The organism is Moritella sp. 28 (assembly GCF_018219435.1).
GTDB lineage: Bacteria > Pseudomonadota > Gammaproteobacteria > Enterobacterales > Moritellaceae > Moritella.
Genome location: NZ_CP056121.1, coordinates 2,343,616 through 2,370,201 on the forward strand (window position 1 = coordinate 2,343,616; position 26,586 = coordinate 2,370,201).

Consider the following 26,586-nt stretch of genomic DNA (forward strand, 5'->3'; position numbering starts at 1 on the left):
ACATAATAAATATATAGGAATACTTATGAGCAAAGTCAGACTGGTTATTATTGGTAACGGTATGGTTGGCCACCGTTACATCGAAGACTTAGTAGAAAAAGCTGAAATCGAAAATTTTGATATAACGGTATTTTGTGAAGAACCCCGCGTTGCCTATGATCGCGTCCATCTCTCTTCTTATTTCTCCCATCATACTGCCGATGAATTATCTCTGGTAAAAGAAGGTTTTTATGGCAAGCATAATATCAATGTATTAATTGGTGAACGTGCTATCAATATTAACCGCTCACAGAAGATCATTTATTCAAACTCAGGCCGTGAAATAAAATACGACAAATTGATTATGGCAACGGGCTCAACACCTTGGGTACCACCAATTAAAGGCAACGAAAGTAAAGATTGCTTTGTTTACCGTACTATTGAAGATTTAAAAACCATTGAAGCAACGGCAAAACGCAGTAAAAGCGGTGTCGTTGTTGGCGGTGGTTTATTAGGTCTAGAAGCGGCAGGCGCATTAAAAGCGCTGGGTGTCGAAACACACGTTATCGAGTTTTCACCGGTATTAATGGCTGAGCAACTAGATCGTGAAGGTGGTGAACAGCTTCGTAAAAAAATTGAAAAACTGGGCGTGCAAGTGCATACCAGTAAGAATACATTAGAAATCGTTGCGCAAGGTGAAACGGCACGTAATACCATGAAGTTTGCTGATGGTACCGAGCTTGAAGTTGATTTTATCGTATTCTCAACCGGTATTCGCCCACAAGACAAGTTGGCTCATCAATCAGGTTTAGCAACAGGCCGCCGTGGTGGTATTACTATTACTGACCAATGTGTGACGAGCGATAACGATGTATATGCGATCGGTGAGTGCGCATCTTGGAACGAACAATTCTTTGGATTAGTGGCACCGGGTTACAAAATGGCACAAGTTGCTGTTGACCACTTGTTAGGTCATGAAAGTGTATTTGAAGGCGCAGACATGAGTGCAAAACTCAAACTGCTTGGCGTAAAAGTAGGGAGTATCGGTGATGCAAATGGCCGTACACCGGGCTGCAAGAGCTTCGTATACCTTGATGAAACAGAGGAAGTATACAAACGTATTATTGTTTCTGAAGACGGCAAAAAATTACTGGGTGCAGTATTAATCGGCGATACATCTGATTACGGTAATTTATTACAACTTAAATTGAATGACATGGATCTACCTGAGCATCCAGATAGTTTGATTTTACCTGCGCATGCAGGTGGCGATAAGCCAGCAATGGGTGCTGATTCATTACCAGATACTGCAGTATTGTGTTCTTGTTTTGATGTCACTAAAGGTAAAATTGCAGCCGCAGTTGCCGATGGCCACACAACAATAGGCGAAATAAAAGCGGTTACTAAAGCCGGTACAGGTTGTGGTGGTTGTTTACCACTTATCACACAGGTATTGAATTCAGAACTGGCTAAATCAGGCATTGAAGTGAAAAACCATTTATGTTGTCACTTCGAATATTCTCGCCAAGAGTTATTCCACCTTATCCGCATTGAATGTATTAAGACCTTTGACGAATTATTGACTAAATACGGTAAAGGTTACGGCTGTGAAGTGTGTAAACCAACTGTTGGTTCCATCTTAGCATCGTGTTGGGGTGAGCATATATTAAGTCGTGATAATGTTGGCCTGCAAGATACCAATGATAACTTCTTAGGAAACATGCAAAAAGACGGTACTTATTCAGTTATTCCACGTATGGCAGGCGGTGAAGTAACACCACAAGCACTGGCTGTACTGGCTGATGTTGCTGCTGAATATAACTTGTATACCAAGATCACTGGCGCACAACGTATTGGTTTGTTCGGGGCTCATAAAGGTGATTTACCAACAATCTGGAAGAAACTGATTGCTGGAGGTTATGAAACGGGTCAAGCGTATGCAAAAGCATTACGTATGGCTAAAACCTGTGTTGGTAGTACTTGGTGTCGCTTTGGTGTGCAAGACAGTGTCGGTCTCGGTGTGTTACTTGAAAACCGATATAAAGGTATTCGTACTCCACACAAAATGAAGTTTGGTGTATCCGGTTGTACACGTGAATGTGCTGAAGCACAGGGTAAAGATTTAGGTCTTATTGCGACAGACTCTGGTTGGAATATGTATGTGTGTGGTAATGGCGGCATGAAGCCGCGTCACGCAGATTTACTCGCATCGGATCTAGATGAAGCAACATTACTTCAATATATTGACCGTTTCTTAATGTTCTATGTGCGCACAGCAGACAAGCTACAACGTACCTCGGTATGGATGGATAATCTAGAGGGTGGTGTTGATTACCTACGTGAAGTGGTTGTTAATGACAAGCTGGGTATCAATGAACAACTAGAAACTGACATTAATAAACTGATTAATGAATTCCGATGTGAATGGTCTGAAGTAGTCGAAAGTGAAGAGCTGCAAAAACGTTTCGCTCACTTTATTAATAGCGATGAGCAAGACAGCAATGTGCGCTTTGTGAGTGCACGTGACCAACATCGTCCTGCTTCAATTGCAGAGAAAGCGGATACTTATACAATCACAGTGGAGGAACACGCATGAGTAAATGGATTGGCGTTTGCCAACTAAACGATATCAACCCAAAGACAGGTGTGTGTGCACTGGTTAATGGTAAGCAAGTTGCGATTTTTCGTCCACGTGACAACGATGAGTTGTTTGCGATAGACAATATGGACCCGTTTGCTAAATCAAATGTACTTTCACGCGGTCTTATTTGTGAACATGACGAGCAGCTTTGGGTAGCAAGTCCGTTGAAGAAACAGCGCTTTAATTTATCGACAGGGCAATGTTTAGAAAACGATGTTGTGTCACTTGCAACGTATAAAATTAGAGTGAACAAAGATGCTGTTGAGATTAGCGATTAGTTTAAAAGGAAGTCCCTTATGTATGCAGACACAATTAAAAAATGCTCAGCCAACGCTGCCCGCATTGTAAAACTAGACAAGACAGACCCACTTAGCTTTCTTATCAGCGGTGCTATGGCTGGTGCGTATGTGGGTCTTGGTATTATCTTGATCTTCACGTTAGGTAACATGGTTGATCCATCAATTCGTCCATTAGTGATGGGCGCGACATTTGGTATTGCATTAACGTTAGTTATTATTGCGGGTTCTGAGCTGTTCACTGGTCATACTATGTTTTTAGCACTAGGAGCGAAAACAGGGGCCATCACTTGGGCTGACAATGTACGTATATTACCAAAAACATGGTTATATAATCTTATGGGTTCAATCGCAGTTGCAGCGTTATTTTATTATGCTGGTGGCGGAAAATTATTAGGTAACTCAGAAAGTTTAGTGCACAAAGTTGCGTTAGCGAAAACAACGGCACCAGCAATCGTTTTGTTATTCAAAGGTATCTTATGCAACTGGTTAGTCTGTCTTGCAATCTGGATGTGTCAACGTGTTGAAGGTTCAGCTAAATTTATCGCTATTTGGTGGTGTCTATTAGCGTTTATCGCGTCTGGTTACGAGCATTCAATCGCTAACATGACTATCTTTGCAATGTCTTATTTTGGTGATAGCCAAGAAGCATTCAACCTTGTTGGTGTTGGTCATAACTTATTATGGGTTTCACTGGGTAATATCATCTCTGGTACTGCATTCATGGGGCTAGGTTACTGGTACTCAACACCAAAAGCAGAGCGCCCTGTAGTAAACCAAGAAGTTGTAAACCGACAACAGTTACAGGTAAAACAGCTAAAGCTTAATTGACTCGTTCAATCTAGATTTCGATTGCATATAAGTTTTAAATTTAACTAACGCTTTAAGTGATAGCCAACTGTATACACGGTTGGCTTTTTTATATGCAGAAACTTGCCTCTAGTTCTTAAAATCATTGCTTTACCGACTTTATCTGCAATCTTGTAATACTTCTGCTAAACTGCGCGGCATATCGTTTTTGTTGTTGTGTTTAGTAAGGTCATTATGGTTTTTTCTGCTTTAAATCTTAATCAAAATTTAATTAATACTGTTACCAAGTTAGGCTACGAAACGCCTACACCAATTCAAGCTCAGGCTATTCCGGCAATTCTGGAAGGGCGTGACATCATGGGTGGAGCTCAAACTGGTACAGGTAAAACGGCAGCATTTGCATTGCCTATAATTCACCAGTTAATGGCCCAGCAGTTAACCGCTAACTCAACAGAGTCAACGGCTAAAAAACAAATTCGAGCTTTAGTATTAACGCCAACGCGTGAATTATCACAGCAAGTACACAAAAGCTTTGTTACATATAGTGAAGACAGTGAATTAACGGCTGAACTTGTTTACGGTGGCGTGAGTATTAACCCACAAGTTAAAGCGCTTGCACAAGGTGCTGACATTTTAGTTGCAACACCAGGTCGTTTATTGGATCTATTAGATCGTGAAACGCTAACACTTGAGTTTGTTGAAAAGATCGTATTCGATGAAGCTGACCGTATGCTCGATATGGGCTTTATGGAAGAAATTCGTCGTATCCTAAAACACCTACCGAAAAAACGTCAAACTATGTTGTTCTCGGCAACATTTGATGATGCGATCTTTAAACTAAGCAAGAGCTTATTAAACGATCCATTATTAGTTGAAGTTGATACGCGTAATGCAGCGGCTGAGCAAGTTGAACAAATTGTTTATGCGGTTGATACTGATCGTAAACGTGAATTAACGTCTTACCTAATCGGTTCTCGAAACTGGCATCAAGTACTTATCTTTACCCGTACTAAGCAGGGCGCAGATAGCCTAGCAAAAGAAATGTGTAAAGATGGTATTAAGACAATCGCTGTGCACGGTGACAAATCACAGGGCGCACGTGAACGCGGTCTTGAAGATTTCAAAAATGGTAAAATACGCGCATTAGTGGCGACAGATGTTGCTGCCCGTGGTCTTGATATCGAACAGCTTAAACACGTAATTAACTTTGAATTACCTTTTAAAGCAGAAGACTATATTCACCGTATCGGTCGTACCGGTCGTGCAGGTCTATCAGGTACTGCTACGTCGTTAGTAAGTATTGGTGAAAACTGGTTATTAGAAGAAATCGAAACACTGCTTGATACCCGTTTAGTAGCGCAGTGGTTACCGGGTTATGAACCTGATCTAAGTAAACCTGTTGATGATGGCCGTGGTAAAGGTGGTAGCAAAGGTAATAACAACAGTCGTACTGCTGATAAACGTCGTGCTAAGAATCGTTCTTATGGTAAGAAAACAAATAATCGAGCGAAAAAAGACGTTAAGCCAAATAATTAATTTGGATACACTTTTTAGTTCATGAATGGCTAAAGTTGAAAGACCTTAGCCATTTTTTTCCTCGATTTCTAACCATAACAAGCTCTCGCCATTACTTGGTAAATGAAATACGTCGTCAATATTCCAGCATTTTTGAACCCTTCATATTGTCCTTTCGAATTTAAGCTACAACCTCTATCTTTTTCAAAGAACCTGCCTATGATTTGAGACTAAGCTCTCAAATTGAAGGATATACCCTATTTGTTGGTGGATTCAGTCGAAAAAATTGGCAACATGAAGACGTTGTACTTATGTGCGTTCGCTTCTTTTTTGCTAAATAGTAAAAAGAGACTAAGTCCTAGTAAGGTAAAAATAAAAGGGTAGCAAGCATTTGGCTTTATATACCTATTTCTTTGCCTATGATAAGGAAATAAGAATGGATAATATAATAAAACTCTCATTAATTCTAATGTTCACGGGCCTTTTGCAGGGTTGTATCGTTTCTGAACTAGTTTCAGATAAAGAGATAAAAGCAACTGAGAATAGCGCTTTTACAACAGATGGTCGCTTGTTTGTTGTGGGAAAAAATAGATATAAAGAAAGTTGGATTTTTGAAATTATTAAAAATGCTGATGGTTCATATACGCATACGCCTTATGTTAAAGGAACGGTTGATGGGACAGCGTTAGGTGGTATCAATGACGCTCCTGATGGCGAAGAATGCACTTTTACTGGGTTAACGGCTAGTGGCTCATTGCTTTATGCTACTTGCATCCAGACGAGTGGCTTATTAGGCTTAAGGACTGAAGCAGTGTCCTTATTCCAAGTAGAAACTACGCTAAACAGTGAAAGAATCAAAACAGGTCATATGACTGATAGAAATTTCATTCAAGGGGACGCTGAAAAATCGTTCGACCCAAACTGGTTTATGGCAAATGGTATGGCGGTTGATAGTGAAGGGCATCTTTATATCAGTAATATCAAGGCCTTTTTTGCACCTAACGGAGATACAATCTCGCAAGTCACGATCACAGAAAATGGAGATACTAGCTTTTTGGACTTTAGCCATAAAACGTGGATCTCAGGAAACGAGCTCTTCCCTAATGGTTTGCAAATAGAAGGGGATACTCTTTATTATACGGGAGGCTCAAATATCCTCAAAGCTAAAATAAATCCAAATTTTTCGGCGAGTGACGTAAATGTTCATTACAATGGGTCAAAACTTGCGACCATTGATGACTTTGCTATTCATGAAGGCTATATAGCGTACTCTAAAATTTCTGTACCAGGTGCTGTTGTTATCTTGACACCAGCTGAATTTGAAGATAAAGCTAAAAAGTATTCAAGCATCCGCATGAAAGTGATACCGAGTAGTATTGTTTATCAGCCAAACTTACCTGAAGGTAACTCTTTATTTAATGAAGGAAATCTAGTGGTTACGTCATTCCTTAGTGGTGGTCTCTACAGAATAGCCTTGTAAGATACCCGCGTTTTTTGAAAACATTTACCTGGGATTGATGTCGATAGTGATAAATCACTATGATTTATGGCATCTAACATTCTTCACTGTATTCTAACTACCATACGTAACCAAAATATGTAAATGAGACTGCTGTAAACCTTAATTTCCCCCTCCACTTGTAAGCCTGCTTTAATTGTACACATACGTCTATGTTTAAATCCGAACATTGACGTGTTTTTTAAATAAATAGTAGTTAAATCATCGGGATATTTATTTAAAACAAGCTAGATTGCATCGAAATGTATTGAACTGCACGAGAATAACCATCAATGGTATTTGGGTCTTTATCTGGCGTTTCCGAATTGTTAACATATTGTTATCAGGTGCTTCTAAGTAATTGATGACTAATACTAATTATAACAAATACTGGATTGTTTACTCTGCCACACAGTCGCTTTGTTCAATAAATTGTTTAGCTTAGTTTAGCTAAAATATAATGGACTGGAGAAAATGACCAAAATGTAATTCCCATTGAAACTAGAAAAAGGAACTAAAAATGTCACAAATGCCAATTGCAAATGTACTTTACAATGTGCAGACCGTTAGCGGAAGTTCAAATCGTCAACTACTGAGCTGCACATCTGATGGCTCAAAGGTTGATCTTTGGCATGACGATGATCATGCCGGTCGTCAAAGATGGCGATTCATAGAGGTTTCACGAGGTCTCTACACGATTGAGGTGTTCGCCGGAGTAACAAACAAAAGAAAATATTTGAGTTGTACTTCTGGCGGAAAAGTTGATTTGTATCATGAGGTTGACAGTAGTGGGCGTCAACTGTGGAAGCTGAATCCATTGCCGGACGGTTCTTTTAATATTGAGATTTCGGGAGGTACGCATCAAGGTGAAAAATACCTAAGTTGCACAGGAGACGGGAGAATCGTTGATCTTTATCATCACGACAACGGCAGTGGCTGCCAGCAGTGGCAGTTGTCAGTAATTCTGTTATTTTCACTGAAGGAAGTTCGAATTAGGGCTAGCAGTTGACTTGAAGTCCGTAATGGTATTCCATTATTTAACACAAATTTACAGAAGTCTGTTACGGTCTCCAGTCAGGCTCGCGGCTGAACCATAATCTAGATAGATGATAAGCTATAAGAAAGGATCACAGGGTAACCCAGTGATCCTTGCTCAAGATACACTACATACGTATTAAGCGATTTATCCTTTTAATATAAAAACGTGCCGCATTAATCGATCTAATTTTTCTCTTGTTCAGTTTATTTAAGTTATAGTAAGCTCACTGTTTATAATAAATAATCTTTGTTCTTCTTCCTTTAACCATGAAGTAGGTATATGCGAGACCCAGACAAAAAGTTTTCTAAGTTAATGAATAAAGCATCGTCTCTTAAAGCTGACGGGCTGGCGAGCATTGCTAAATTACAGAACCGTTACTTTTGTGTTGGTATTACAGGCTTAAGTAAAAGTGGTAAATCAACCTTTATCACCAGCTTAATTAACCAGCTCATGCATCACGAGAATGCGAGCCTAGCTGGATTTTCACCCGTATTAAGTGAACGTTTGTTGGGTGTAAAAATGCACCCGCTAGCAGATGCAGATATTCCGGTATTTCCCTATGACAAGAACTACCAAAGTTTAACGCAAGCTGAAGCAAAATGGCCTGCATCAACCACTAATATTAGCGGTTGTTTACTTGAATTAAGACTATCTCGTTCGGGACGACGTTTAAATCCGTTAAAAGCAGAGCAGTTTTCTTTGTTTCTTGAAATTCGTGATTATCCGGGCGAGTGGCTACTCGATTTACCTTTACGTGACATGAGCTTTGCACGTTGGAGCGAACAATGCCAAGCGCAGTACCAAGTATCACCACGACGGGCGTTGATGGGGGAGTTGTTCGACGAATTATCACAGCTAGACCCATTATCCGTCGTTGACGAAGACGTTCTAAAATCACTAAACGTTAAATTTGTACAGTTTCTTCATGACTGTAAATATAAACACAGTAGTTTAAGTTTGATCCAACCAGGGCGTTTCTTATTACCGGGTACGGTTGAGAATACAGAACTATTGAACTTCGTGCCTTTACTTGGCTGTCAGAAATACAGTGACGATGTGCTTAATGGTGCGGCTGACAACAGTTATTACAAGCATTGCCAACATAATTATCAAGGCTATGTGAAGCATTTGGTTGAACCATTTTACAAAACATTCTTTAGCCGTATTGACCGACAATTAGTGCTGGTGGATGTGGTTAATACCTTAAATTCAGGGCCTGAATATCTTGATGATATGCGTCAGGCGTTAACCAGTATTACTGAAAGCTTTTCGTATGGTCGCCAAAATCGGTTAGTGCAATTGTTTAAGCCTAAAATAGACAAGGTTGTGTTTGCCGCAACTAAAATTGATCAGGTGTTAAGTGAAGACCATGATGCAGTGCGTCAACTACTGGGGGTAATTGTAAAACAAGCCTATAAGAGTGCGCAGCATGAAGGGGTACAACCAATCTGTGAAGCAACGGCTGCAGTACGTTCTTCTAAAGAGATAAAGCATCAAGGCGATCGTGGTATTACTGGACGAGGTGTGAATGGTGAACCAATTGGTTACATTCATCCTACTATACCAACACGAATCCCCGAGGGGGAACAGTGGCAGCCATTTTTAGATTGGCAAATACCCTTGTTAAATCCACCACAAGGGCTGTCGTACAGTAATCAGGATGTATTACCACATATTCGAATTGATACTATTTTAAATGAATTAATAGGGGACAAATGCCTATGACCAAGCAAGCGAATAGCAGCTCAACACGTAATCAAGGTAAAACCATCGACATGCAAGTCGAAGAGGCTGTGGTGACGGTGAGCCGTGAAGCAAAAATATTTATGCCCGATCTCGATAATGACCTGAGTAAAGTCCCCGCATCAATTACTGCTGAAGATGTGGTTGATGATACTTACCGTGGGTTAACGCTCGAAGCATTACCAATCAAAGGGTTAAAGTCGTTTGTTATCGGTATTGCGAGTATCTTTGGTGTGATGTCTTTATGGCAAATGTATACCATATTCCAAAGTGCTTTAGCCTTACATTGGATCGCTGCTGCAGGTTTTGCAGGATTGATTATCATCGTTGCTATGTTGGCATTACGTAGCGTGTTTAGCTTTATGTCTGATAAAGAAAATATGGCGGCATTAGCAGGGTTACAAGATAAGGCCGAACAATTAAAAATGACCAATGATGTTGGTCAAGCGAAAGGCTTCATCGCTAAGTTAACGCAATTTTATAAAGGCAAACCACAAGCGGCGCTGCTAGCTAAAAGCATTAAAACTATGCCCGATTACAGCAGTGATAAAGAAGCAATGGTGCATCTTGAACAGGTGTTTTTAGCTCCATTGGATAAAGAAGCGTTACGGCGTGTATCTAAGCACAGTTTACAAACGGGTATGGTGGTGGCTGCGAGTCCGTGGGCAACTGTTGATATGTTATTAGCATTATGGCGTAGTATGAAAATGATTGACGAGGTAGGGCAGGTATATGGCATGCGTCCTTCGTTGGCCAACCGTTACAAGCTATTAAAGAGCGTGCTCCGTTACTTGGCATTAATTGGTGTAAGTGAACTTGCAGTTGATGAAATGTTGCAAGAATTTGGCACAACAAGTTTAGCGGGAATAACAGGTGCTCGTTTAAGCCAAGGTGTTGGTGCTGGCGTATATACTGCACGTATTGGTTTAGCAGCTGTAGCGGCATGTCGACCTATTAGTTTTTCACCAGAGAACAAACCTAAATTGAAAGATTTTATAAAACGTATAATACAACGTATGAATGGTTAAATTCTCGAATATAAATGGGTTCGTTCCCCGCTAAATCCCACAGACGTAGTCTATCATTGAAGCTCTGTATACGAATTGTATTATTTTTAGAGTTAAATGATAGGCTTACTGACTCCTCACTGGCAGTAAGCAATATTTTCAACGGTCAAAGGAGTTATTATGTTGGAATACGTTGCACTCGGGTTACTGGTGTTTGTTGCTATTTTGCTGTTTTATGGTGTCATCGTTATACATGATATTCCTTATGAAATTGCTGTTCATCGTAATCATCCACACCAAGATGCCATCCATGTTGCAGGTTGGGTAAGCCTATTCACCTTACATGTACTTTGGCCGTTTTTGTGGATTTGGGCGACGTTGTACCGAACCGATCGTGGTTGGGGTTTCTCGGATGGTCATTCAAGTAAAGAGCACATCGAAAAATTAAAACTTGAACTAACCGAAGTTAAACAACGTCTTAATGCGTTAGAAGGGGAGAGTGAATAATGGATTTATTACTCATATTAACGTATACAGCCTTATGTATCGCGATATTCAAAATCTTCAAGATCCCACTAAATAAATGGAGTGTACCAACTGCGATACTTGGTGGCATCATTCTAATTGGTGGACTGGTGTTCACCATGAATTACAATCACCCATTTTCAGAGATTAGTCGGGAGTATTATGCTACTACGCCAATTGTGCCTGCTGTTAGCGGTACTGTGATTGAAGTACCAGTTGAACCGAATCAGTTATTGAACAAAGGTGATGTGTTATTTAAGTTAGATCCTAAACCGTTTCAAGACAAGCTGGATTCAATTGAAGCTAATTTAGTGGTTGCAGCCGCAGACTTTAAACGTGCGGAAGAACTGTATCGTAAAGGCATTGGCAAGCAACGAGATGTTGATCTGACTCGTGGCCAAGTTGATGACTTAACGGCTAAGCGAGAGTTAGCCTTGTATGACCTTGATAATACAGTTGTTCGTGCACCAACGGACGGTTATGTCGTACAACAAGCATTGCGTCCAGGGATGCGTGCAGTGAGTATACCATTGCGACCTGTGATGGTGTTTAAACATAAAGGCGATAAGAATCTGGTCGGTTGGTATCGTCAAAACAGTATGCTGCGTCTTAAGAAAGGTTCGAAAGCTGAAGTGATTTTTGATGGGCTGCCGGGTAAGGTGTTTAGCGCGAGGGTGATCGGTGCTATTCCTGCGATCCCTGAAGGACAAATTCAAGCATCGGGTACGTTAATTTCAGTTCAGACTGCGCGAATTCCAGGCCGTATCCCTGTATTGTTTGAAATCGATGATCCACGCTTCGAGCAATACAGTGATGTGATGATGGGGGGCGCGTATGGTCAGACAGCAATCTATTCAGAGCATTTTGAACACGTGGCTATCATGCGTAAAATATTGTTACGCATGGCATCTTGGATGAATTACCTCTTCCCATTCCATTAATTTTTTTGTTTTACGACTTTCCTAAAGGATTATAACCACGGTTATAGTCCTTTTTTATCACCTTTGACGAAAAACACTGTCCTTTAGGGCGGTGATGTAAGTCATTATTGCGTAGCAATAAGCACTTTTTTTTGTTATTAATATTGACATATTTGCACATAGAGTCTAAGTTTAGAACTTAGTGCTGTGTATATATACAGTCATGTAAGGTGCTGAAAATTGAAACTTATTGCGTATAAATACAGGTTCTACCCAAACAATGAGCAGGTAACAATACTTGCTCATACATTTGGTTGTGTTCGTTTCGCTTACAATTCAGCGCTTGGCTTCTCTAAAGCGCAATACGAATTGGGTAATAAAACCAATTATAACGATTGGAGTAAAAACCTCACTCAGCTTAAAAAGAATCCCAACTTTTCATGGTTGAAAGCTGTTTCTAGCGTGCCATTGCAACAATCACTAAAGCATCTCGATAAAGGCTTTAAGTCATTTTTTAAATCAGGTTTTGGTTATCCTAAGTTTAAACATAAACACGGTAATCAATCTGCTAGCTATATGAGTAACGGCTTCAAATGGAGCGCGGACAAGCAATTACTAATACTCGCCAAAATGAAGCAAGCATTAAAGATTAAATGGTCACGGCCGTTTACTGGTACACCCAGCTCATTAACGGTATCAAAGACAACATCAGGTAAATATTTTGTATCAATGCTTGTAAAAGAAGATGTTAAGCAGCTACCAGTCGTGAATAAGACCGTCGGTGTTGATGTCGGTATTAAAGACTTAGCGATTTGTTCGGACGGAACAAAGTTCAATAATCCACGATTAACCAATAAATACGCGAAAAAACTCGCCAAGGCATCACGCAGATTAGCCAAAATGAAAAAAGGCTCTAACAACTTCAATAAACAAAAATTGACCCTTGCTAAGATTCACGAAAAGATAGCAAATTGCCGTAAAGACTTTACCCATAAAATGACGACGACACTTATAAACGAAAACCAAGTGATAGGGATCGAGTCATTGAAAGTCAAAAATATGGTTAAGAACCGTAAGCTATCTAAACATATCCACGATGCTAATTTCGGTGAAATAGTAAGGCAATTAGAATATAAAGCGGATTGGTACGGGCGTAAAGTATCAGCTATTAGCCAGTGGTTCCCATCGTCAAAGATGTGTAATGAATGTGGCTCGCTGTATTCAGGTGAGTGGTCATTAGCGATAAGAAACTGGTCTTGTTCGTGTGGTGCAACTCATGACAGAGATCATAACGCTGCTATCAATATTCACAATGAAGGGTTGAGGATAGCAGCTTAAATAATTTGTGGCGGTAGGTAGTACCGACACATTAAATGCTTGTAAGAGGTTTTAGAAGTCTAAAGTGATTTAATATCACAATGCTTAAACCGTTGACGACAAGAATCACCTTGCTTTAGCTGGGTGAGCTTCAACAGGCGCTTATTACGATATCTTTACTCAGACTCGATATTCTCACCTTCTATTTCTTTTTTTAACCTTTTTCTTGGCTTTTTTAGGCGCTTCAGCAAACTCTTTATGGAAAGGCTGTTCTGTAACAACAGGAATGACTTGGCCTATGCTCTTTTCAATACTCTTTAATAGCGTTATATCATTTTCGACAGCAAATGAAATGGCCATTCCACTTTTCCCTGCACGTGCAGTTCGTCCTATACGGTGTATGTAGTTTCTTGGATCTTCAGGCAGGTTATAGTTAATGACTAAAGTAATATTATCAACATCAATGCCACGAGCAGCAACATCCGTTGCAACTAATACGCGTAAACTAGCGTTTTTAAAGTGCTGTAACGCTTCCTCTCTCGCTGCTTGTGTTTTACCACTGTGAAGGCTAGCGGCAGTTATGGATGCTTCTTCGAGTGTGTTAACAATGATGTCTGCGCCAGGCTTGGTTTTACAAAAGATGAGCACTTTTTTATAGTCAGATTCTTTCAGGAGATTAAGTAGTAAAGGTACTTTATTCGATTTTTCAAGATGGTATACACTTTGATTAATCAAGTCGATAGTAACCGTTTTAGCAGTAATTTGAATTTTTGTTGGATCCGTTAATATTGCTTCTGCAAGTATCTCTATTTTAGGAGGCATAGTAGCTGAAAACAATAGTGTTTGTCGGTTCTTTGGCAGTTTAGATATGATGCTTTGAACATCCTTAAAGAACCCCATATCAAGCATTGTATCTGCTTCATCTAATACAAATACTTCTAACGCCTTAAAATTTATATCGCCCGTTTTAATTAAATCCAATAACCTTCCAGGGGTGGCTACTAAAATATCAAGTCCAAGTGCGATAGAGTCAACTTGATCTTGTCTTCCTACACCACCATAAACAACCTTAGTTTTAAGCCCTAAACCATCAGAGTAGTCATCAATGTTTTGCATTATTTGCGAGGCAAGCTCTCTCGTGGGTGTTAGTATGAGCGAACGCGTGCTCTTAGCTTTGATATCTATTTTATTCCGCCCAAAATTATTGATAATAGGCAATGAAAAAGCCGCCGTTTTTCCTGTTCCCGTTTGCGCTATACCAAGAAGATCATTCCCATTAATAAGAGCTGGGATACATTCTTTTTGGATTGGTGTGGGCTGTTTATAGCCTTTAAGACTAACGCGGTCAATAATTGACTCTAAAAGTGAAAATTCTTTAAACTCTGACATGCTGGCTCGGTATTCTTTAATCAATAGCCTATTATTCTAACAGAATGCTTTAACATATTTAAGACGTATTCAAGATGACTTTTTCTGACAAATACCTACAAAATATCTCACAAAAACAGTTCAGTAATCAGTGTTCTTACCCCTGTATTTTCAGTCAACTATAGGGGGCTGAAATGACTCTATATTCACCGGAAAGAAAAGAAGCTATCTTGTGTAGGATGTTACTATTTCAATTGAGTAATACGTTCTGTAATTCGGGGTGTGTGATTTAGTAATTATATTCTATCAAGGTTTTGTCCAGCGTTGGCTTAGTGCAATTACGTTAAGCAAAATTTATCAACTAAGTTAATCCAACTTATGTGTAATAAAATGACTAGATAGGCTGATTTTATACAGTGTTATTGGTATTTTGGTGAACCCAGTCTCGATTTGTCAAAAGGCCGTCAGCTTTATCTTGTAGCCTAAAATTAATATCAATATACTCAATAATATAGCGAGCCTTGTATATAACTTATAAGACTAAATAAATAATTTACAGGACAGCTCGCTTTCCGATAAACATGTAATTAATAAATTTGAAGTATAATCTTATTTTTCACTTGATTAATCTACTTTTATTGAGGTAATGAATTTGGGAAATCGAGAGTCCTGTTATACAAAACGCTAGTTTTCAAAAATGGATAGGTACATGTCTGAGAAAGAAGTAGAGATCGTATTATGTGTTCCTGGTCCATGGGTAGACCGGAGTGATTTAGTAGAGCGCATTGTTAAAGATAGTGAGGGTTATATCTTTGCAGGTATGATTCTAATGCACATGGAAACCAATCAATCTTTTGAGCTTGAATTTGAAGATTCAGACGAGCGGATGCTATCTGCTTTTGAATCTGCTGGTTCTCACTGGAATAACTCGCCTGAAATGGATCTGATCTCATCCCACAAATCCGTTTGTTATCTAATTTCTAAAGGCGGTTCAATTGAATCTGCCCACTCAATAATGAACGCGGCTAATGCGTTACTAAAAGCAGGGGGACTTGGTGTTAAAGTTGAAAGTACAGGCTTAGCTCACTCGGCTAAAGACTGGGGAGAACAATGTGAATACAGCTATTTATTCAAAAGTCACTCATCATACGTTGTTTATGTAACCTCTGATGAGACTTATTCCTGTGGTATGCACAATTTCGGTCTTCCCGATGCAATTATTAATAGCGCAGACTCTGATAATGCTTCTGAATTACTCAGGGCTTTTACAAAATACATATTATCTGAATCACCAGATATAAATGATGGTCAAACATTCTCAGTAGATTCGGAATCTCTGGCGTATAAAATCACCAAACATCCCACTATTGATTATGGAGAAAATACGTTGTTCAATAATCCTTTTGGGATGTGGAAGCTCTACCCCTTAGAAGAAGAAACTAACAAAAGCATGTTGTCGGACTGGTTTTACGCTCCGCTCCAGAGCATCCGTAAATGCTGGCGTAATATGCCTTAGGAAAACGATGGAGCAATTAATAATCACAGCAGACCTTGATGATTTCTCGGTAGGTTTAACAGGTAAGGCAAATCTCAACGATTTCTCTGGATTTGGTGAGGCATGGTTTAACTTAGATGAAGTCACAGTTTTTTGTAAAAAGCTAAAGCAACTTGCCTCTGAAATGGCAGGAACAGCCGAATTAGTAGGCTCTCAATCTAAACCTGATGGTAGCGAGTATTTAGAAACATTTTCAATTCGGTGCTATGTGCTGTCAGCGTCTAAATTGAATGGAATTATCGGTGTTCATGTAACACTGGCGGATTACCCATATAGTGACTGTCGTAATAATGAGATTCGTAAACTATCTGGTGAATTACAGCTAAGAAACCATAAAATAGAAGAGTTCTCTGGTAACCTATTAAAATTAATAAATAACAGTCAAAGTGAGACTGTTTTGTATGGTGGCACAGGCATATAACAAGTCACTTAAAAGCACTCAGCAAGTTGTCACACTTTTTGCAAAGACCCGCAAAAAGCTTAGCTAACGTGCTTCACTAATTAAATTGGCGTTATGCATTAATTATGTCCAAAATGATAGAGTTACAAAATTGGTATTTATCCCAGTGCAATGAGGACTGGGAGCATTGCTATGGCATCAAAATTGAAACTCTAGATAATCCAGGCTGGAGTGTTTCAATAGAGTTATCGGATACTTACTTGGAAGATATCAAGTATCCAGAGTTTTGTTATGGAATGGGGGTTGATGCTGACACTAGCGGCAATGAATGGCTTGATTCAAAGGTAGAGTCAAACACATTCAAAGGTTATGGTGGCCCTCATAAGCTTGAAGAAATTATTACTGTGTTTTTAGCATGGGCAAAGTCCAATGCTTAACAAACGCAATCACGCGAACCGGTTTTAAGCTGCTTCCGCTTCGCTACATCAACTTAAAAGCCGTCCGGTGTGTGGGCGTTAGCTTAATGGGATGAATCGTGTGCTCGATAAATTAGCTTTAAAAACTCTTTATAACAAATACTGGAGTAGCTCAAAAGGTTGGGTAAACCAGGTTGTTGATCATGAAGCCCTTGAATACGCTAAAAACGCTGGCTATATGTTTGAAGATCGTATTATAACGCATGATGAGGCTTTAAAACTGAGTATGGAAGCTTTAAATAGATTAACCAAAAGTGATGTAGTAAACGCTTTTGTTTGTAGCTTATCTTCGAGAAGGTTGGATCTTAGGTCTGCTTTAAGTAGTTATGCGTGTGGTCAGAACCTTCCCGCTCATAAATTTGAATTATTAGAATATTCAACGTCCTGTTCCATATGTGGTGTTTATAATCAGACCGACAAAGTTGATTTAAATATACGTAATTTTGAGAGGTTTAAATTTGGCGGTGTTCGCCACCTTGAACCAAGTTACATTTGGTTAGACCTAATGTTATTTCAAAAAGAGAAAACCTCTTCCCCAACAGTAGATGATTTGGAACTACTAAAAAAAATTATGGTTGCGTTGAAAGAGCTTCCTGACGATAAACTTTCAAGTGCAGAGAAGTCTCTAAAATTTATTAAGAGCAACAAAACAGAAAGGGAAGGAATTATTTCAACTCTTGGTTACTGTGGGATACTTGAAGTACCAAATGAGAAAAAATTCTTTCAGTCATATATTAATAACTCTGAGCGTAGAAACTCTGATTACGCTAAGTCAGACTGGGCATACCCGACAGATTTGTGGAAACCAAGCTTTGGTTTAAATGAAACTGTGATTGATTATTGGTTTGGTAGTATATTAAGTTAACAAGCCAATTCAAAGGACAAAAAACAGCTGGTTTTTGTCCTTTTATTGGGGCGTTAATCTCATTTACCAATACTTTCTGTAATGCGAACCGTACCCTTTTAAGCATAAACTCTAAGCCGTTCCTGTCCAAGAATGAGTTAGCTAGCCTTGCTAACTCAAAATTGCCCCATTTAGGCTTAGAGTCGTTACTTACTTATAATATCCATATCAACTTGTCATACATTTTCTCATGTGAGGAGTTTGGTGCTTTCTCATATCACATGATTTATAGTTACGGATTGAAAACGGTGGCTAGTATTAATTGGCAGGATACTTTTCCTCTTCACGTAAAGTTAGGACATCATAACCTGAACTTGTTACTAATACCGTATGCTCAGATTGAGCTGAAAGTTTCTTATCTCGAGTAACTACTGTCCAACCATCTTTTTTGTTTTTTATTTTCGCTGAGCCTTGATTCACCATTGGTTCAATGGTGAACACCATGCCTTCCTTGAGTAGAAGACCTTGGTTTGGAGAACCATAGTGACTAACTTGTGGTTCTTCATGCATTTCTCTGCCAATACCGTGACCACAATATTCTCTTACTATGCTGTAACCATAAGACTCAGCATAACGTTGAATCGCATATCCGACATCGCCAAGTCTGGCTCCTGGTTTTACCTGTTTGATACCAGCCCACATTGCGTCATACGTGACTTCAACAAGTTTTTTAGCTAAAGGAGATGCGCCTGGCATAACAAACATTTTGCTTGAATCAGCAATAAAACCATCCTTTTCCAAAGTAATATCTAAGTTGATGATATCTTTATTTTTCAGAAATTGAGTTACTTTAGGTACACCATGACATACAACTTCATTGATAGATGAATTTAAAACATACTGATAGTCATACTGTCCCTTACTCGCAGGGCGAGCCTTTAAATCATTAACAATAAAGTTTTCAACTTTGTTATTGATATCCATTGTTGAAATGCCAGGCTTAATATAAGAATCCAGCATATGAAAAACCTGAGCAAGTAACTTTCCTGAATTTCGCATTAGTTCTATTTCAGTCGTTGTTTTAATATTCACGCTATTATTCATCATCCGATCCTTCGACTACTGTTAGATTTGAAATAGATACTTCTGCTGATTTCATAAGATCAGCGATGATTTGATTGAATGAAAGTTGAGGGTGAAGCTCTGCTAGCATGCCAATTTTCATCCAAAATTCAGCTTGTGAATTAATAGAACGTGACATAACTGAACTGGCTTTTCTTACTTCTGAATGAAGCTCATCTGATATTTTTACAATGCCCATCGATATATAGTCTGTATATAAAATGTATATAAAATGTATATGAATTGTATGTCATAGCTATTTAGTGAGTCAAGGTTAGTTTATAATACTCGAAGAATATATCTGTTGGATTTGTAATAGAAACGTTAACCAAAGCTATCTTGTTGGGCATAAGCTCTAAGCCATTTCGGTCCAAGAATGAGTTAGCTAGCCTTGCTAACTCAAAATTGCCCCAAACCAATTTAGAGCTTAAACTCTCTCACAATATGTTCATATCAATTTGCCATACATTTGTTTATGGGTGTGAACACCAAGGGACTCTGTCGTACCATAACTACCAAGCGACTCTGTCGTTTTTATAATTACCAAGGGAAATTGACGGATCAAATTTTTCAGTAATCCTCTGAGTATCACAGTGTACTTTTCAGAGGTTACTAAGGATGATCGTGATGAATTCCCAATCCCAACTCACTGTTGATGTGATTGCTAAAGTTGCTGAAGGTAAAATCAGCATTCTTAATGCCTCAAAACTGCTTAATAAGTCCAGTCGAACCATTGAACGTTATCTCAGTCGATATAAAAAAGATGGTGTTCGTTTTGTTGTCCATGGCAATACGGGTAAAACGCCAACCAACAAGATCCCCGACTCATTAAAGAGACAGGTTCAGTCACTCATTAAAGAGAAGTACTATGATTTCAATCTATTGCACCTGATTGATATCTTGAGGGTGAGAGAAGGAATTCAAGTGAAGCGTGAAACGCTTCGCTCTTGGGCTCATGCTATTCACCATGTGAAACGGGCTAAGCATCGTCGTTCAAAAGTGAGAAGAAGGCGTGAACGGATGGAATCATCGGGGTTAATGCTGCAAATGGATGGCAGTCCGCACCTGTGGTACGGTGATAAGAAGTCTTGTTTAATCGCCATTATCGATGATGCGACCAGTGATATCCATGCTGAGTTTTTTCCGTCCGAGACTACCGAAGGTTGTATGAAAGTAATGAAGGCTTATATCGAGAAGCGAGGGCTGTTTAAGACGCTTTACGTTGATAGAGCTGGCATCTTTGGTGGACCGAAGCGTTGCAACTTCTCACAAATGCAAAGGGCATGTGAAGAGCTTGGGATCGAGATCATCTTTGCCAATTCACCTCAAGGTAAAGGCCGGGTTGAACGCGCGTTCGATACCTTCCAAGACCGCTTGGTTCCAGAGCTTCGTATAGCAGAAATAACGGACATGGACAGCGCTAATCATTATCTTCAAAATACCTTTATTCCAGATTACTGGTTGAAACAACTCACTGTTCATGCAAAGAATATTCATTCGGAATTTAAACCTGTCCCAGCGTATATCAACCTTGATGCTATCTGCGTTCAGAAGGAATACAGAAAAATCCGTCGTGATCATACCTTCAGTTACAACAATACCATGTATATAATAGATTCCCCCTTAAGACATTCAATCGTGAACCAGAAGGTAGAAATACGGAAACAGTTGGGTGGCGGCTTTGCCGCTTATTTTGCCGATCGTAAGCTCACCATCGCTGAAATCAAGGAACCATGCAAGCTAACTGAATACGGGGAAGAAGTGCAGAAAAAAATCGATGCCATCGACCTGGCAGAAGAGCTAGGTAACTTATCTGAAGCAGCTCGAATCAGCGGTTGCTCAAGGGAAAGCATCTACAATAATCGACGCCTGCTTGAAACTCAGGGACCTCTGGCACTGAAAAGAATGTATGGTATCCCTCGTCATACCAATCGTATAGACCAAGATGTTGAAGATAAAGTCATCGAACTGACATTAGAAAAACCTCACCTGACCCAAATTCCTATCAGTAGTGAAATGATGAAAAGACACAACATATCAATCAGTCACTCGACAATTAGAAACATCTGGGTAAGAGAAAAGCTGAATACAAAGGTGTTACGGATCGAGCGTTCAGAGGCATTAGCAAAAACACCATAGTGAAAATGAGAGGGGGTGAGCTAGACTTTATAGTGAAAACGACAAAGTCCCACGGTAATTACTCCGTCACACTCCCTCGGTAATCACATACATTTGTTTATGGGTTCTATTAAATAAATGTTTAGTAACTTCAACAGACCTAGATTGGCTTTATTTGTAAGCGTATTTAAAATTAAGCCGTTGATTTATATGTCATACATCTATGTTATCATTATTTATACGGACCTGTATAAATAACAGCATTCTGTATATCCAAATAAGAGATAATACCAACCGATGATAAATATGATGTAAATTATTGTTATTGAACAATAATTTAATGCCCAACCCTTTAACGCTAGTGATTTTCTAGGTATTATACGGAATTCCGTAAAATACACTGTTATATTTTTGGAGTTAATATGAAAAACCTTTTATCACTGATACTTTTATTTTCAGCATCGGTTAATGCTAGTGATTGGAGCGTCCCAACAGAAGTTGGTGAAATTAATACAGGTTATAAAGGCGGAATGGTTTTATTTAAAACTATTGCTGCGCATAACAATCCTAACACAAGCTGTAATGCTAGCTTTTATTCTGTTAAATCTGACACTGCTGAAGTAGCTCATATATTATCTGTATTATTAGCTGCACAAAGATCAGGTGCTAATATCCAAGTAGGTGTTAACTCAAGTACGTGCTCATCTGATGGAAATAAGTACATTGCAGTCTCCCGAGTGAGAATTCATAAATAAAAATATAACATATAAGAATAGGTGTCGCGCAGCCGACACCTTATTCGAGTGTTGAGCAAGCCCGAGCCCTTCTTTATATAGTAAATTACGTGTTTGATCTTGGTGGGGACTTTGTCTTGGGGTTAAACCCAAGACGAACGAAATTGAGATAAATAACAGACCTGTTATTTATCAATTAACTAGCTAGTTGTACCATAAATTTAATATCTCCAACCTGTCATGTTAATGCCATTATTCCTATTATGTTCGCCTTTCGGCTAGGTCGTTCGTGTAATGCCAACACACCTCATTTCATGCTGACAGCAAGGACAAATACGGATTGCTTTCGCAGTGAACGTTGCGATGAGCTTAGGCGTATTCCAATTAAACAGATGCAGTAATATGACTTGAATACGCACGCGTAACCGCTTGGCGCTACCGTGCAAAAAACCATAATCCCGCACTCGCTGTAATCCTTTGGGAAGCACATGTTGCAAGATGAGCCAGAGAAATTGCAGCGTCGGCAAGGTTCTGGTTTTTATTGCTTGAGTTTGTCCATCTTTATAGTTGAATGTCACGGTATTATTGCTTGTATCGATGATGTCTTTATCAGGTAATACGCCCCGATATAAATAGCGTGACAGATATTGTAAGGCGGGAAGACCGTAACCGACTTTTCGGCAGTCAACGACCCATTTAGTCGGTAATGTTTTAGTGTTTGGCAGTGATAAGTCAGCGTGCTGATTGATTGAATCAATCATTCTAGCTCGCCAGACTTTAGCTAGTGCAAAGGCGTTAAACAGATAGTTACTCTTACCTTTATGCCATTGGTTTCGCATTTTATTGTAGCTGCCATTAGCGACTATAATGTGTAAGTGGGGATGTAAATTACGTTTCCTGCTGTGAGTATGCAAAACGGTGGTGAAGCCAATTTCACCGCCGTTTTTACGTCTGGAAAAATCCTTCAACACACTTGCTGCGACTGAGAACATTGATTGATAGAGTGGCTTGGGTTGCGAACGCGCAAGCGCTCGTAACTCGTAAGGCAAAGTGAACGTGACCATAAAGTAGTGCACGGGTAGTAACTTTAATTGCTGGCGCTCAACCCAATCAGAAGTCGTGCATTGCTGGCATTGCGGACAATGTCGATGACCACAAGACAGTGGCAGTCTGTCGTCGTGGTTGCAGTGTTTACAAAACCATTGTGAGCAACCTTGATGCCCAGTTTTACAACCGAGCATGGCGTAGATTGCGCGGTGGCTGTCATGAGAAAGTTGATTGCCAAATTGGCGTTCAAACTCGTAATGATGCTGACGAAGTAAATCAATGAAGGTACTCATTTCAAACTCCAATCTAGCGCTAACTTGTCAGCGAGTTGATTGATGGCAACGGCCGCATCCTTTTGTTTGAGTTGGGTTAATTGAGTGTATCTCGCTGTAGTGTTTAGCGAAGCATGACCGAGTAAGACTTGCAGTGAGCGTAAATCTAATCCGCCTTCGAGTAAATGAGTAGCAAAGCAATGACGTAGCGAATGCGGGCTAACGAGTTTATTGATATTACAATCACGTAAAACTTGTTTGATGGCTTTTTGAATGCCGCCTTTGTCCATTGGCGAGTTCATACCATTTCCCAATCCTGGGAAAATCAGTCGCGCATGATGATGCGTTTGCCAATGACTGCGCAGTGCGTACAAAGTACGCTTTGGCAGAGGAACTAATCTATCTTTACCGCCTTTAGCATCACGAATATGTATTTGCATGGTTTGGCTATCAATATCATGAACTGTCAGGTTTAAGCCTTCGCTTAATCGTAGTCCCATGCTGTAAAGCGTGAGAAAGAATACTTGGTAGCGTTGCTTCTTGGTGCCGTTAATGACTTTACTTATTTGCGTTGGAGTTAAAATATCAGGCAGGCGCTTAACTTGTGGTGGTTTAACGATGTTGAGCCACTCCCATTGTTTGTCGAGGGTGTAACGATAGAAAAACTGTAAGCCGTTACGGTCTATTTTAACGGTACTCCATGAGTGCGTTTGGATAAGACTGTTAAAGTAATCCTTTAAATCAGCAGTAGTTAATCCATCGGGAGACTTATCAAAGTAAGCCGAAATACGTCGAACCGCACGAGAATAGCCATCAATGGTTGCTGGCCGTTTACCTTGTAGCCTTAAATTGGTAAGGTGTTGTTCATAAAGATAATTAAATCGTTGCTGTTGTGAATGATTCATACTAATAACCCCAATAAGGCACCACCATAATGGTGATGCTATTGGTTAGTATGAACGCTGGCTTGTTTACTCTGCCGCGCAGCGGCTTCGTTCAACAAACGCATCAAAAATGACGTCAAACGCTTGGCTGACGCTCATTCTTCGCTAATTATAGCCAAGCATTATCGCATTTTATGCGGGCGTTATGTTTACCTGAGGTTTTGTGAATAATTTCAATATTAGTCGTATTAATACAGATTTAGGGATCTTTCGTATTTCAGGATTTTGCTGTGATGAACGTTTAGAAACCTCAAAAATTATTATCGAATCAATTGAAGTTATGGGCACAGATGGTTGGGCTTTATTAAATCTATCACACGATGATATTATTAATTTAATTAATGAGTTAACGCCAAAAATCATTGTTCATTTACAGGCTAAGAGTCAGTAAACATAACAAGAAAATAAACAAGGACACGTAACAGTTGGCTACGTTTCGCTTCGCTACACAATTTTAGCCAACCATTACTTAGCCTGTTATTTGGGCGTTATGCTTTGTTCGAACATGGAGTATAAATATGAAGCAAGATTTTTCTAAATTGGCGACAACCGAGTACGGAAACATACTAACTAATGACCACTTTATTGATTACAACATCGGCCCTCTTTGGCAGGGTATGCCGCGAATCTGCGGAGAGGCATTCACGGTTCAATTAGCTTCAGGTGATAATTTAATGCTTCATTCTGCAATATACGAAGCACCTGAAGGCTCCATAATCGTTGTGGACGGCGTTGATAGCGAGTATGCAGTCGCGGGCGGTAACGTATGCGCAGTCGCTAATAATCGAGGGATAAAAGGCTTCATTATTGATGGTGTAATTCGGGACTTGGGTGAAATTTCAGATATGAAATTTCCAGTTTTTGCGAAAGGTGTTTACCCTGTACCAGGTAAGAAGAAGGTCTATACTGAGTTGTGTGTTTCAATTACTTGTGGGGGAGCAAAGGTTTCTACGGGAGACGTAATTGTTGCAGATGAAGAGGGTATTGTGGTTATCCCTAAAGCAAGAAGAGAGGAAGTATTTTTATTAGCCTCAAAGAAAGCATGTGAAGAAGCTTCATTAACGCTATCTGAGTGGGAAGCGAACCATAGAGCTAAAATAGTTCAAGCAATAAGTTCTGCGAAACAAAAAGCCTAACATATAAGAATAGGTGTCGCGCAGCCGACACCTTATTCGAGTGTTCACCATAAGTTTAATATCTCCAACTGTAATGTTAATGCCACTATTCCTATTATGTTCACCTTTCGGCTAGGTCGTTCGTGTAATGCCAACACACCTCATTTCATGCTGACAGCAAGGACAAATCCTGATGGCTTTCGCAGTGAACGTTGCGACGAGTTCATGTATTTTCCAACTGAACAGATGTAGCAATATAGTTTTAATGCGTACTCTCAGCCGTTTGGCATTACCGTGTAAAAAACCGTAATCGCGCACCCGCTGTAACCCTTTCGGCAACACATGCTGCAAGATAAGCCAGAGGAATTGCAATGTCGGTAAGGCTCTGGTTTTAGTTGCTTGAGTTTGTCCGTCTTTATATCTGAAGGTAACGGTATTATTGGATGTGTCAGTGTTCGCTAGCGATAAATCAGCGTGCTGATTGATTGTATCAATCATTCTCGCTCGTCATGATGAATGCGCAGTAAACCAATGAAGGTACTCATTTTAAACTCCAATCTAGCGCTAACTTGTCAGCGAGTTGATTGATGGCAACGGCCGCATCCTTTTGTTTGAGTTGGGTTAATTGAGTGTATCTCGCTGTAGTGTTTAGCGAGGCATGACCGAGTAAGACTTGCAGTGAGCGTAAATCTAATCCGCCTTCGAGTAAATGAGTAGCAAAGCAATGACGTAGCGAATGCGGGCTAACGAGTTTATTGATATTACAATCACGTAAAACTTGTTTGATGGCTTTTTGAATGCCGCCTTTGTCCATTGGCGAGTTCATACCATTTCCCAATCCTGGGAAAATCAGTCGCGCATGATGATGCGTTTGCCAATGACTGCGCAGTGCGTACAAAGTACGCTTTGGCAGAGGAACTAATCTATCTTTACCGCCTTTAGCATCACGAATATGTATTTGCATGGTTTGGCTATCAATATCATGAACTGTCAGGTTTAAGCCTTCGCTTAATCGTAGTCCCATGCTGTAAAGCGTGAGAAAGAATACTTGGTAGCGCTGCTTCCTAGTCCCATTGCTTATCAAGCGTGTAGCGGTAGAAAAACTGTAAACCGTTACGGTCTAATTTAACGGTACTCCAAGAAGTGGGCCTGGCAGGCTATTGAAATAAACTTTTAAATCAGCAGTAGTTAATGTGTCTGGGGACTTATCAAAATAAGCCGAAATGCGTCGAACCGCACGAGAATAGCCATCAATGGTTGCTGGCCGTTTACCTTGTAGCCTTAAATTGGTAAGGTGTTGT

27 protein-coding genes are annotated in these 26,586 nt (G+C 39.7%); 19 read left to right on the forward strand and 8 right to left on the reverse strand.

Annotated features, from left to right (window positions below):
- Positions 1 to 25 precede the first annotated feature (25 nt).
- The 11 genes from nirB to HWV02_RS10470 all read left to right on the forward strand — a co-directional run bounded on the left by nirB (position 26) and on the right by HWV02_RS10470 (position 13,311).
- The gene (nirB, locus tag HWV02_RS10420) at positions 26 to 2,575 is read left to right on the forward strand and encodes a nitrite reductase large subunit NirB (protein WP_211690424.1); all 2,550 of its coding nucleotides are present in this window, start codon (positions 26 to 28) and stop codon (positions 2,573 to 2,575) included.
- Entirely contained in the window at positions 2,572 to 2,898 is a 327-nt protein-coding gene (nirD, locus tag HWV02_RS10425) for a nitrite reductase small subunit NirD (protein WP_211679583.1), read from the forward strand. The genes nirB and nirD overlap by 4 nt, the downstream gene beginning before the upstream one ends.
- Before the next feature lie 18 nt (positions 2,899 to 2,916).
- Positions 2,917 to 3,747, forward strand: a complete 831-nt coding sequence (gene nirC, locus HWV02_RS10430; RefSeq protein WP_211690425.1) for a nitrite transporter NirC — start codon at positions 2,917 to 2,919, stop codon at positions 3,745 to 3,747.
- A 213-nt stretch (positions 3,748 to 3,960) separates the two neighbouring features.
- Positions 3,961 to 5,262 carry a DEAD/DEAH box helicase gene (locus tag HWV02_RS10435; RefSeq protein ID WP_211690426.1) on the forward strand — a complete coding sequence of 434 codons (1,302 nt, stop codon included), beginning with the start codon at positions 3,961 to 3,963 and terminating at the stop codon, positions 5,260 to 5,262.
- Positions 5,263 to 5,677: 415 nt separating this feature from the next.
- Positions 5,678 to 6,721: a hypothetical protein gene (locus HWV02_RS10440; RefSeq protein ID WP_211690427.1), complete on the forward strand. Its 1,044-nt coding sequence runs from the start codon at positions 5,678 to 5,680 to the stop codon at positions 6,719 to 6,721.
- A 538-nt stretch (positions 6,722 to 7,259) separates the two neighbouring features.
- The gene (locus HWV02_RS10445) at positions 7,260 to 7,748 is read left to right on the forward strand and encodes an RICIN domain-containing protein (protein WP_211679587.1); all 489 of its coding nucleotides are present in this window, start codon (positions 7,260 to 7,262) and stop codon (positions 7,746 to 7,748) included.
- Positions 7,749 to 8,057: 309 nt separating this feature from the next.
- A complete protein-coding gene (locus HWV02_RS10450; protein WP_211679588.1) occupies positions 8,058 to 9,503 on the forward strand; it encodes a YcjX family protein in 1,446 nt (481 codons plus the stop codon).
- Entirely contained in the window at positions 9,494 to 10,549 is a 1,056-nt protein-coding gene (locus HWV02_RS10455; protein ID WP_211690428.1) for a TIGR01620 family protein, read from the forward strand. The genes HWV02_RS10450 and HWV02_RS10455 overlap by 10 nt, the downstream gene beginning before the upstream one ends.
- A 159-nt stretch (positions 10,550 to 10,708) precedes the next feature.
- Positions 10,709 to 11,035 carry a DUF3302 domain-containing protein gene (locus HWV02_RS10460; RefSeq protein ID WP_211679590.1) on the forward strand — a complete coding sequence of 109 codons (327 nt, stop codon included), beginning with the start codon at positions 10,709 to 10,711 and terminating at the stop codon, positions 11,033 to 11,035.
- On the forward strand, positions 11,035 to 11,994 hold the full coding sequence (locus HWV02_RS10465) for an HlyD family secretion protein (protein ID WP_211679591.1): 960 nt from the start codon (positions 11,035 to 11,037) through the stop codon (positions 11,992 to 11,994). Before HWV02_RS10460 ends, HWV02_RS10465 begins: the two co-directional genes overlap by 1 nt.
- Before the next feature lie 219 nt (positions 11,995 to 12,213).
- Positions 12,214 to 13,311: an RNA-guided endonuclease TnpB family protein gene (locus HWV02_RS10470; protein WP_211677026.1), complete on the forward strand. Its 1,098-nt coding sequence runs from the start codon at positions 12,214 to 12,216 to the stop codon at positions 13,309 to 13,311.
- A gap of 174 nt (positions 13,312 to 13,485) precedes the next feature.
- On the opposite strand, the gene HWV02_RS10475 is transcribed toward HWV02_RS10470, so the two are convergent.
- Entirely contained in the window at positions 13,486 to 14,679 is a 1,194-nt protein-coding gene (locus HWV02_RS10475) for a DEAD/DEAH box helicase (RefSeq protein WP_211690429.1), read from the reverse strand.
- Positions 14,680 to 15,367: 688 nt separating this feature from the next.
- Here HWV02_RS10475 and HWV02_RS10480 point away from each other — a divergent pair.
- From HWV02_RS10480 to HWV02_RS10495, 4 genes are all read left to right on the forward strand, one after another.
- Complete coding sequence (locus HWV02_RS10480) at positions 15,368 to 16,174, forward strand: DUF4261 domain-containing protein (RefSeq protein WP_211690430.1); 807 nt, start codon at positions 15,368 to 15,370, stop codon at positions 16,172 to 16,174.
- 7 nt (positions 16,175 to 16,181) lie between these two features.
- Complete coding sequence (locus tag HWV02_RS10485; RefSeq protein ID WP_211679594.1) at positions 16,182 to 16,634, forward strand: hypothetical protein; 453 nt, start codon at positions 16,182 to 16,184, stop codon at positions 16,632 to 16,634.
- Positions 16,635 to 16,738: 104 nt separating this feature from the next.
- Positions 16,739 to 17,050 (forward strand): immunity 53 family protein, encoded by a 312-nt coding sequence (locus HWV02_RS10490; protein ID WP_211679595.1) that lies wholly within the window; start codon positions 16,739 to 16,741, stop codon positions 17,048 to 17,050.
- A gap of 100 nt (positions 17,051 to 17,150) precedes the next feature.
- The gene (locus tag HWV02_RS10495; RefSeq protein ID WP_211679596.1) at positions 17,151 to 17,954 is read left to right on the forward strand and encodes a hypothetical protein; all 804 of its coding nucleotides are present in this window, start codon (positions 17,151 to 17,153) and stop codon (positions 17,952 to 17,954) included.
- Positions 17,955 to 18,251: 297 nt separating this feature from the next.
- Here the strand turns inward: HWV02_RS10495 and map are convergent, their stop codons facing one another.
- Together map and HWV02_RS10505 are read right to left on the reverse strand one after the other, a co-directional pair.
- Entirely contained in the window at positions 18,252 to 19,037 is a 786-nt protein-coding gene (map, locus tag HWV02_RS10500; protein ID WP_211690567.1) for a type I methionyl aminopeptidase, read from the reverse strand.
- Complete coding sequence (locus HWV02_RS10505; protein ID WP_211679598.1) at positions 19,030 to 19,254, reverse strand: ParD-like family protein; 225 nt, start codon at positions 19,252 to 19,254, stop codon at positions 19,030 to 19,032. Before HWV02_RS10505 ends, map begins: the two co-directional genes overlap by 8 nt.
- 419 nt (positions 19,255 to 19,673) lie before the next feature.
- Between HWV02_RS10505 and HWV02_RS10510 the strand changes: the two genes are divergently transcribed.
- Together HWV02_RS10510 and HWV02_RS10515 are read left to right on the forward strand one after the other, a co-directional pair.
- On the forward strand, positions 19,674 to 21,194 hold the full coding sequence (locus tag HWV02_RS10510; RefSeq protein ID WP_211688046.1) for an ISNCY family transposase: 1,521 nt from the start codon (positions 19,674 to 19,676) through the stop codon (positions 21,192 to 21,194).
- A 401-nt stretch (positions 21,195 to 21,595) separates the two neighbouring features.
- Positions 21,596 to 21,928 (forward strand): hypothetical protein, encoded by a 333-nt coding sequence (locus tag HWV02_RS10515; protein ID WP_211690431.1) that lies wholly within the window; start codon positions 21,596 to 21,598, stop codon positions 21,926 to 21,928.
- Positions 21,929 to 22,185: 257 nt separating this feature from the next.
- Here the strand turns inward: HWV02_RS10515 and HWV02_RS10520 are convergent, their stop codons facing one another.
- Positions 22,186 to 23,247 (reverse strand): IS91 family transposase, encoded by a 1,062-nt coding sequence (locus HWV02_RS10520; RefSeq protein WP_211690308.1) that lies wholly within the window; start codon positions 23,245 to 23,247, stop codon positions 22,186 to 22,188.
- Entirely contained in the window at positions 23,244 to 24,131 is an 888-nt protein-coding gene (locus HWV02_RS10525) for a site-specific integrase (protein WP_211690309.1), read from the reverse strand. Before HWV02_RS10525 ends, HWV02_RS10520 begins: the two co-directional genes overlap by 4 nt.
- Before the next feature lie 202 nt (positions 24,132 to 24,333).
- On the opposite strand from HWV02_RS10525, the gene HWV02_RS10530 reads away from it, so the two are divergent.
- Complete coding sequence (locus tag HWV02_RS10530; protein WP_211690432.1) at positions 24,334 to 24,561, forward strand: hypothetical protein; 228 nt, start codon at positions 24,334 to 24,336, stop codon at positions 24,559 to 24,561.
- A gap of 127 nt (positions 24,562 to 24,688) precedes the next feature.
- Positions 24,689 to 25,306 (forward strand): RraA family protein, encoded by a 618-nt coding sequence (locus HWV02_RS10535; RefSeq protein ID WP_211675073.1) that lies wholly within the window; start codon positions 24,689 to 24,691, stop codon positions 25,304 to 25,306.
- Between the two features lie 111 nt (positions 25,307 to 25,417).
- Here the strand turns inward: HWV02_RS10535 and HWV02_RS10540 are convergent, their stop codons facing one another.
- The 3 genes from HWV02_RS10540 to HWV02_RS22835 all read right to left on the reverse strand — a co-directional run bounded on the left by HWV02_RS10540 (position 25,418) and on the right by HWV02_RS22835 (position 26,540).
- Positions 25,418 to 25,783 carry a transposase gene (locus tag HWV02_RS10540; protein ID WP_249185494.1) on the reverse strand — a complete coding sequence of 122 codons (366 nt, stop codon included), beginning with the start codon at positions 25,781 to 25,783 and terminating at the stop codon, positions 25,418 to 25,420.
- 43 nt (positions 25,784 to 25,826) lie between these two features.
- Positions 25,827 to 26,309: a tyrosine-type recombinase/integrase gene (locus tag HWV02_RS10545; protein ID WP_211690433.1), complete on the reverse strand. Its 483-nt coding sequence runs from the start codon at positions 26,307 to 26,309 to the stop codon at positions 25,827 to 25,829.
- Positions 26,310 to 26,405: 96 nt separating this feature from the next.
- Complete coding sequence (locus HWV02_RS22835; RefSeq protein WP_249185543.1) at positions 26,406 to 26,540, reverse strand: hypothetical protein; 135 nt, start codon at positions 26,538 to 26,540, stop codon at positions 26,406 to 26,408.
- Between the last annotated feature and the right edge of the window lie 46 nt (positions 26,541 to 26,586).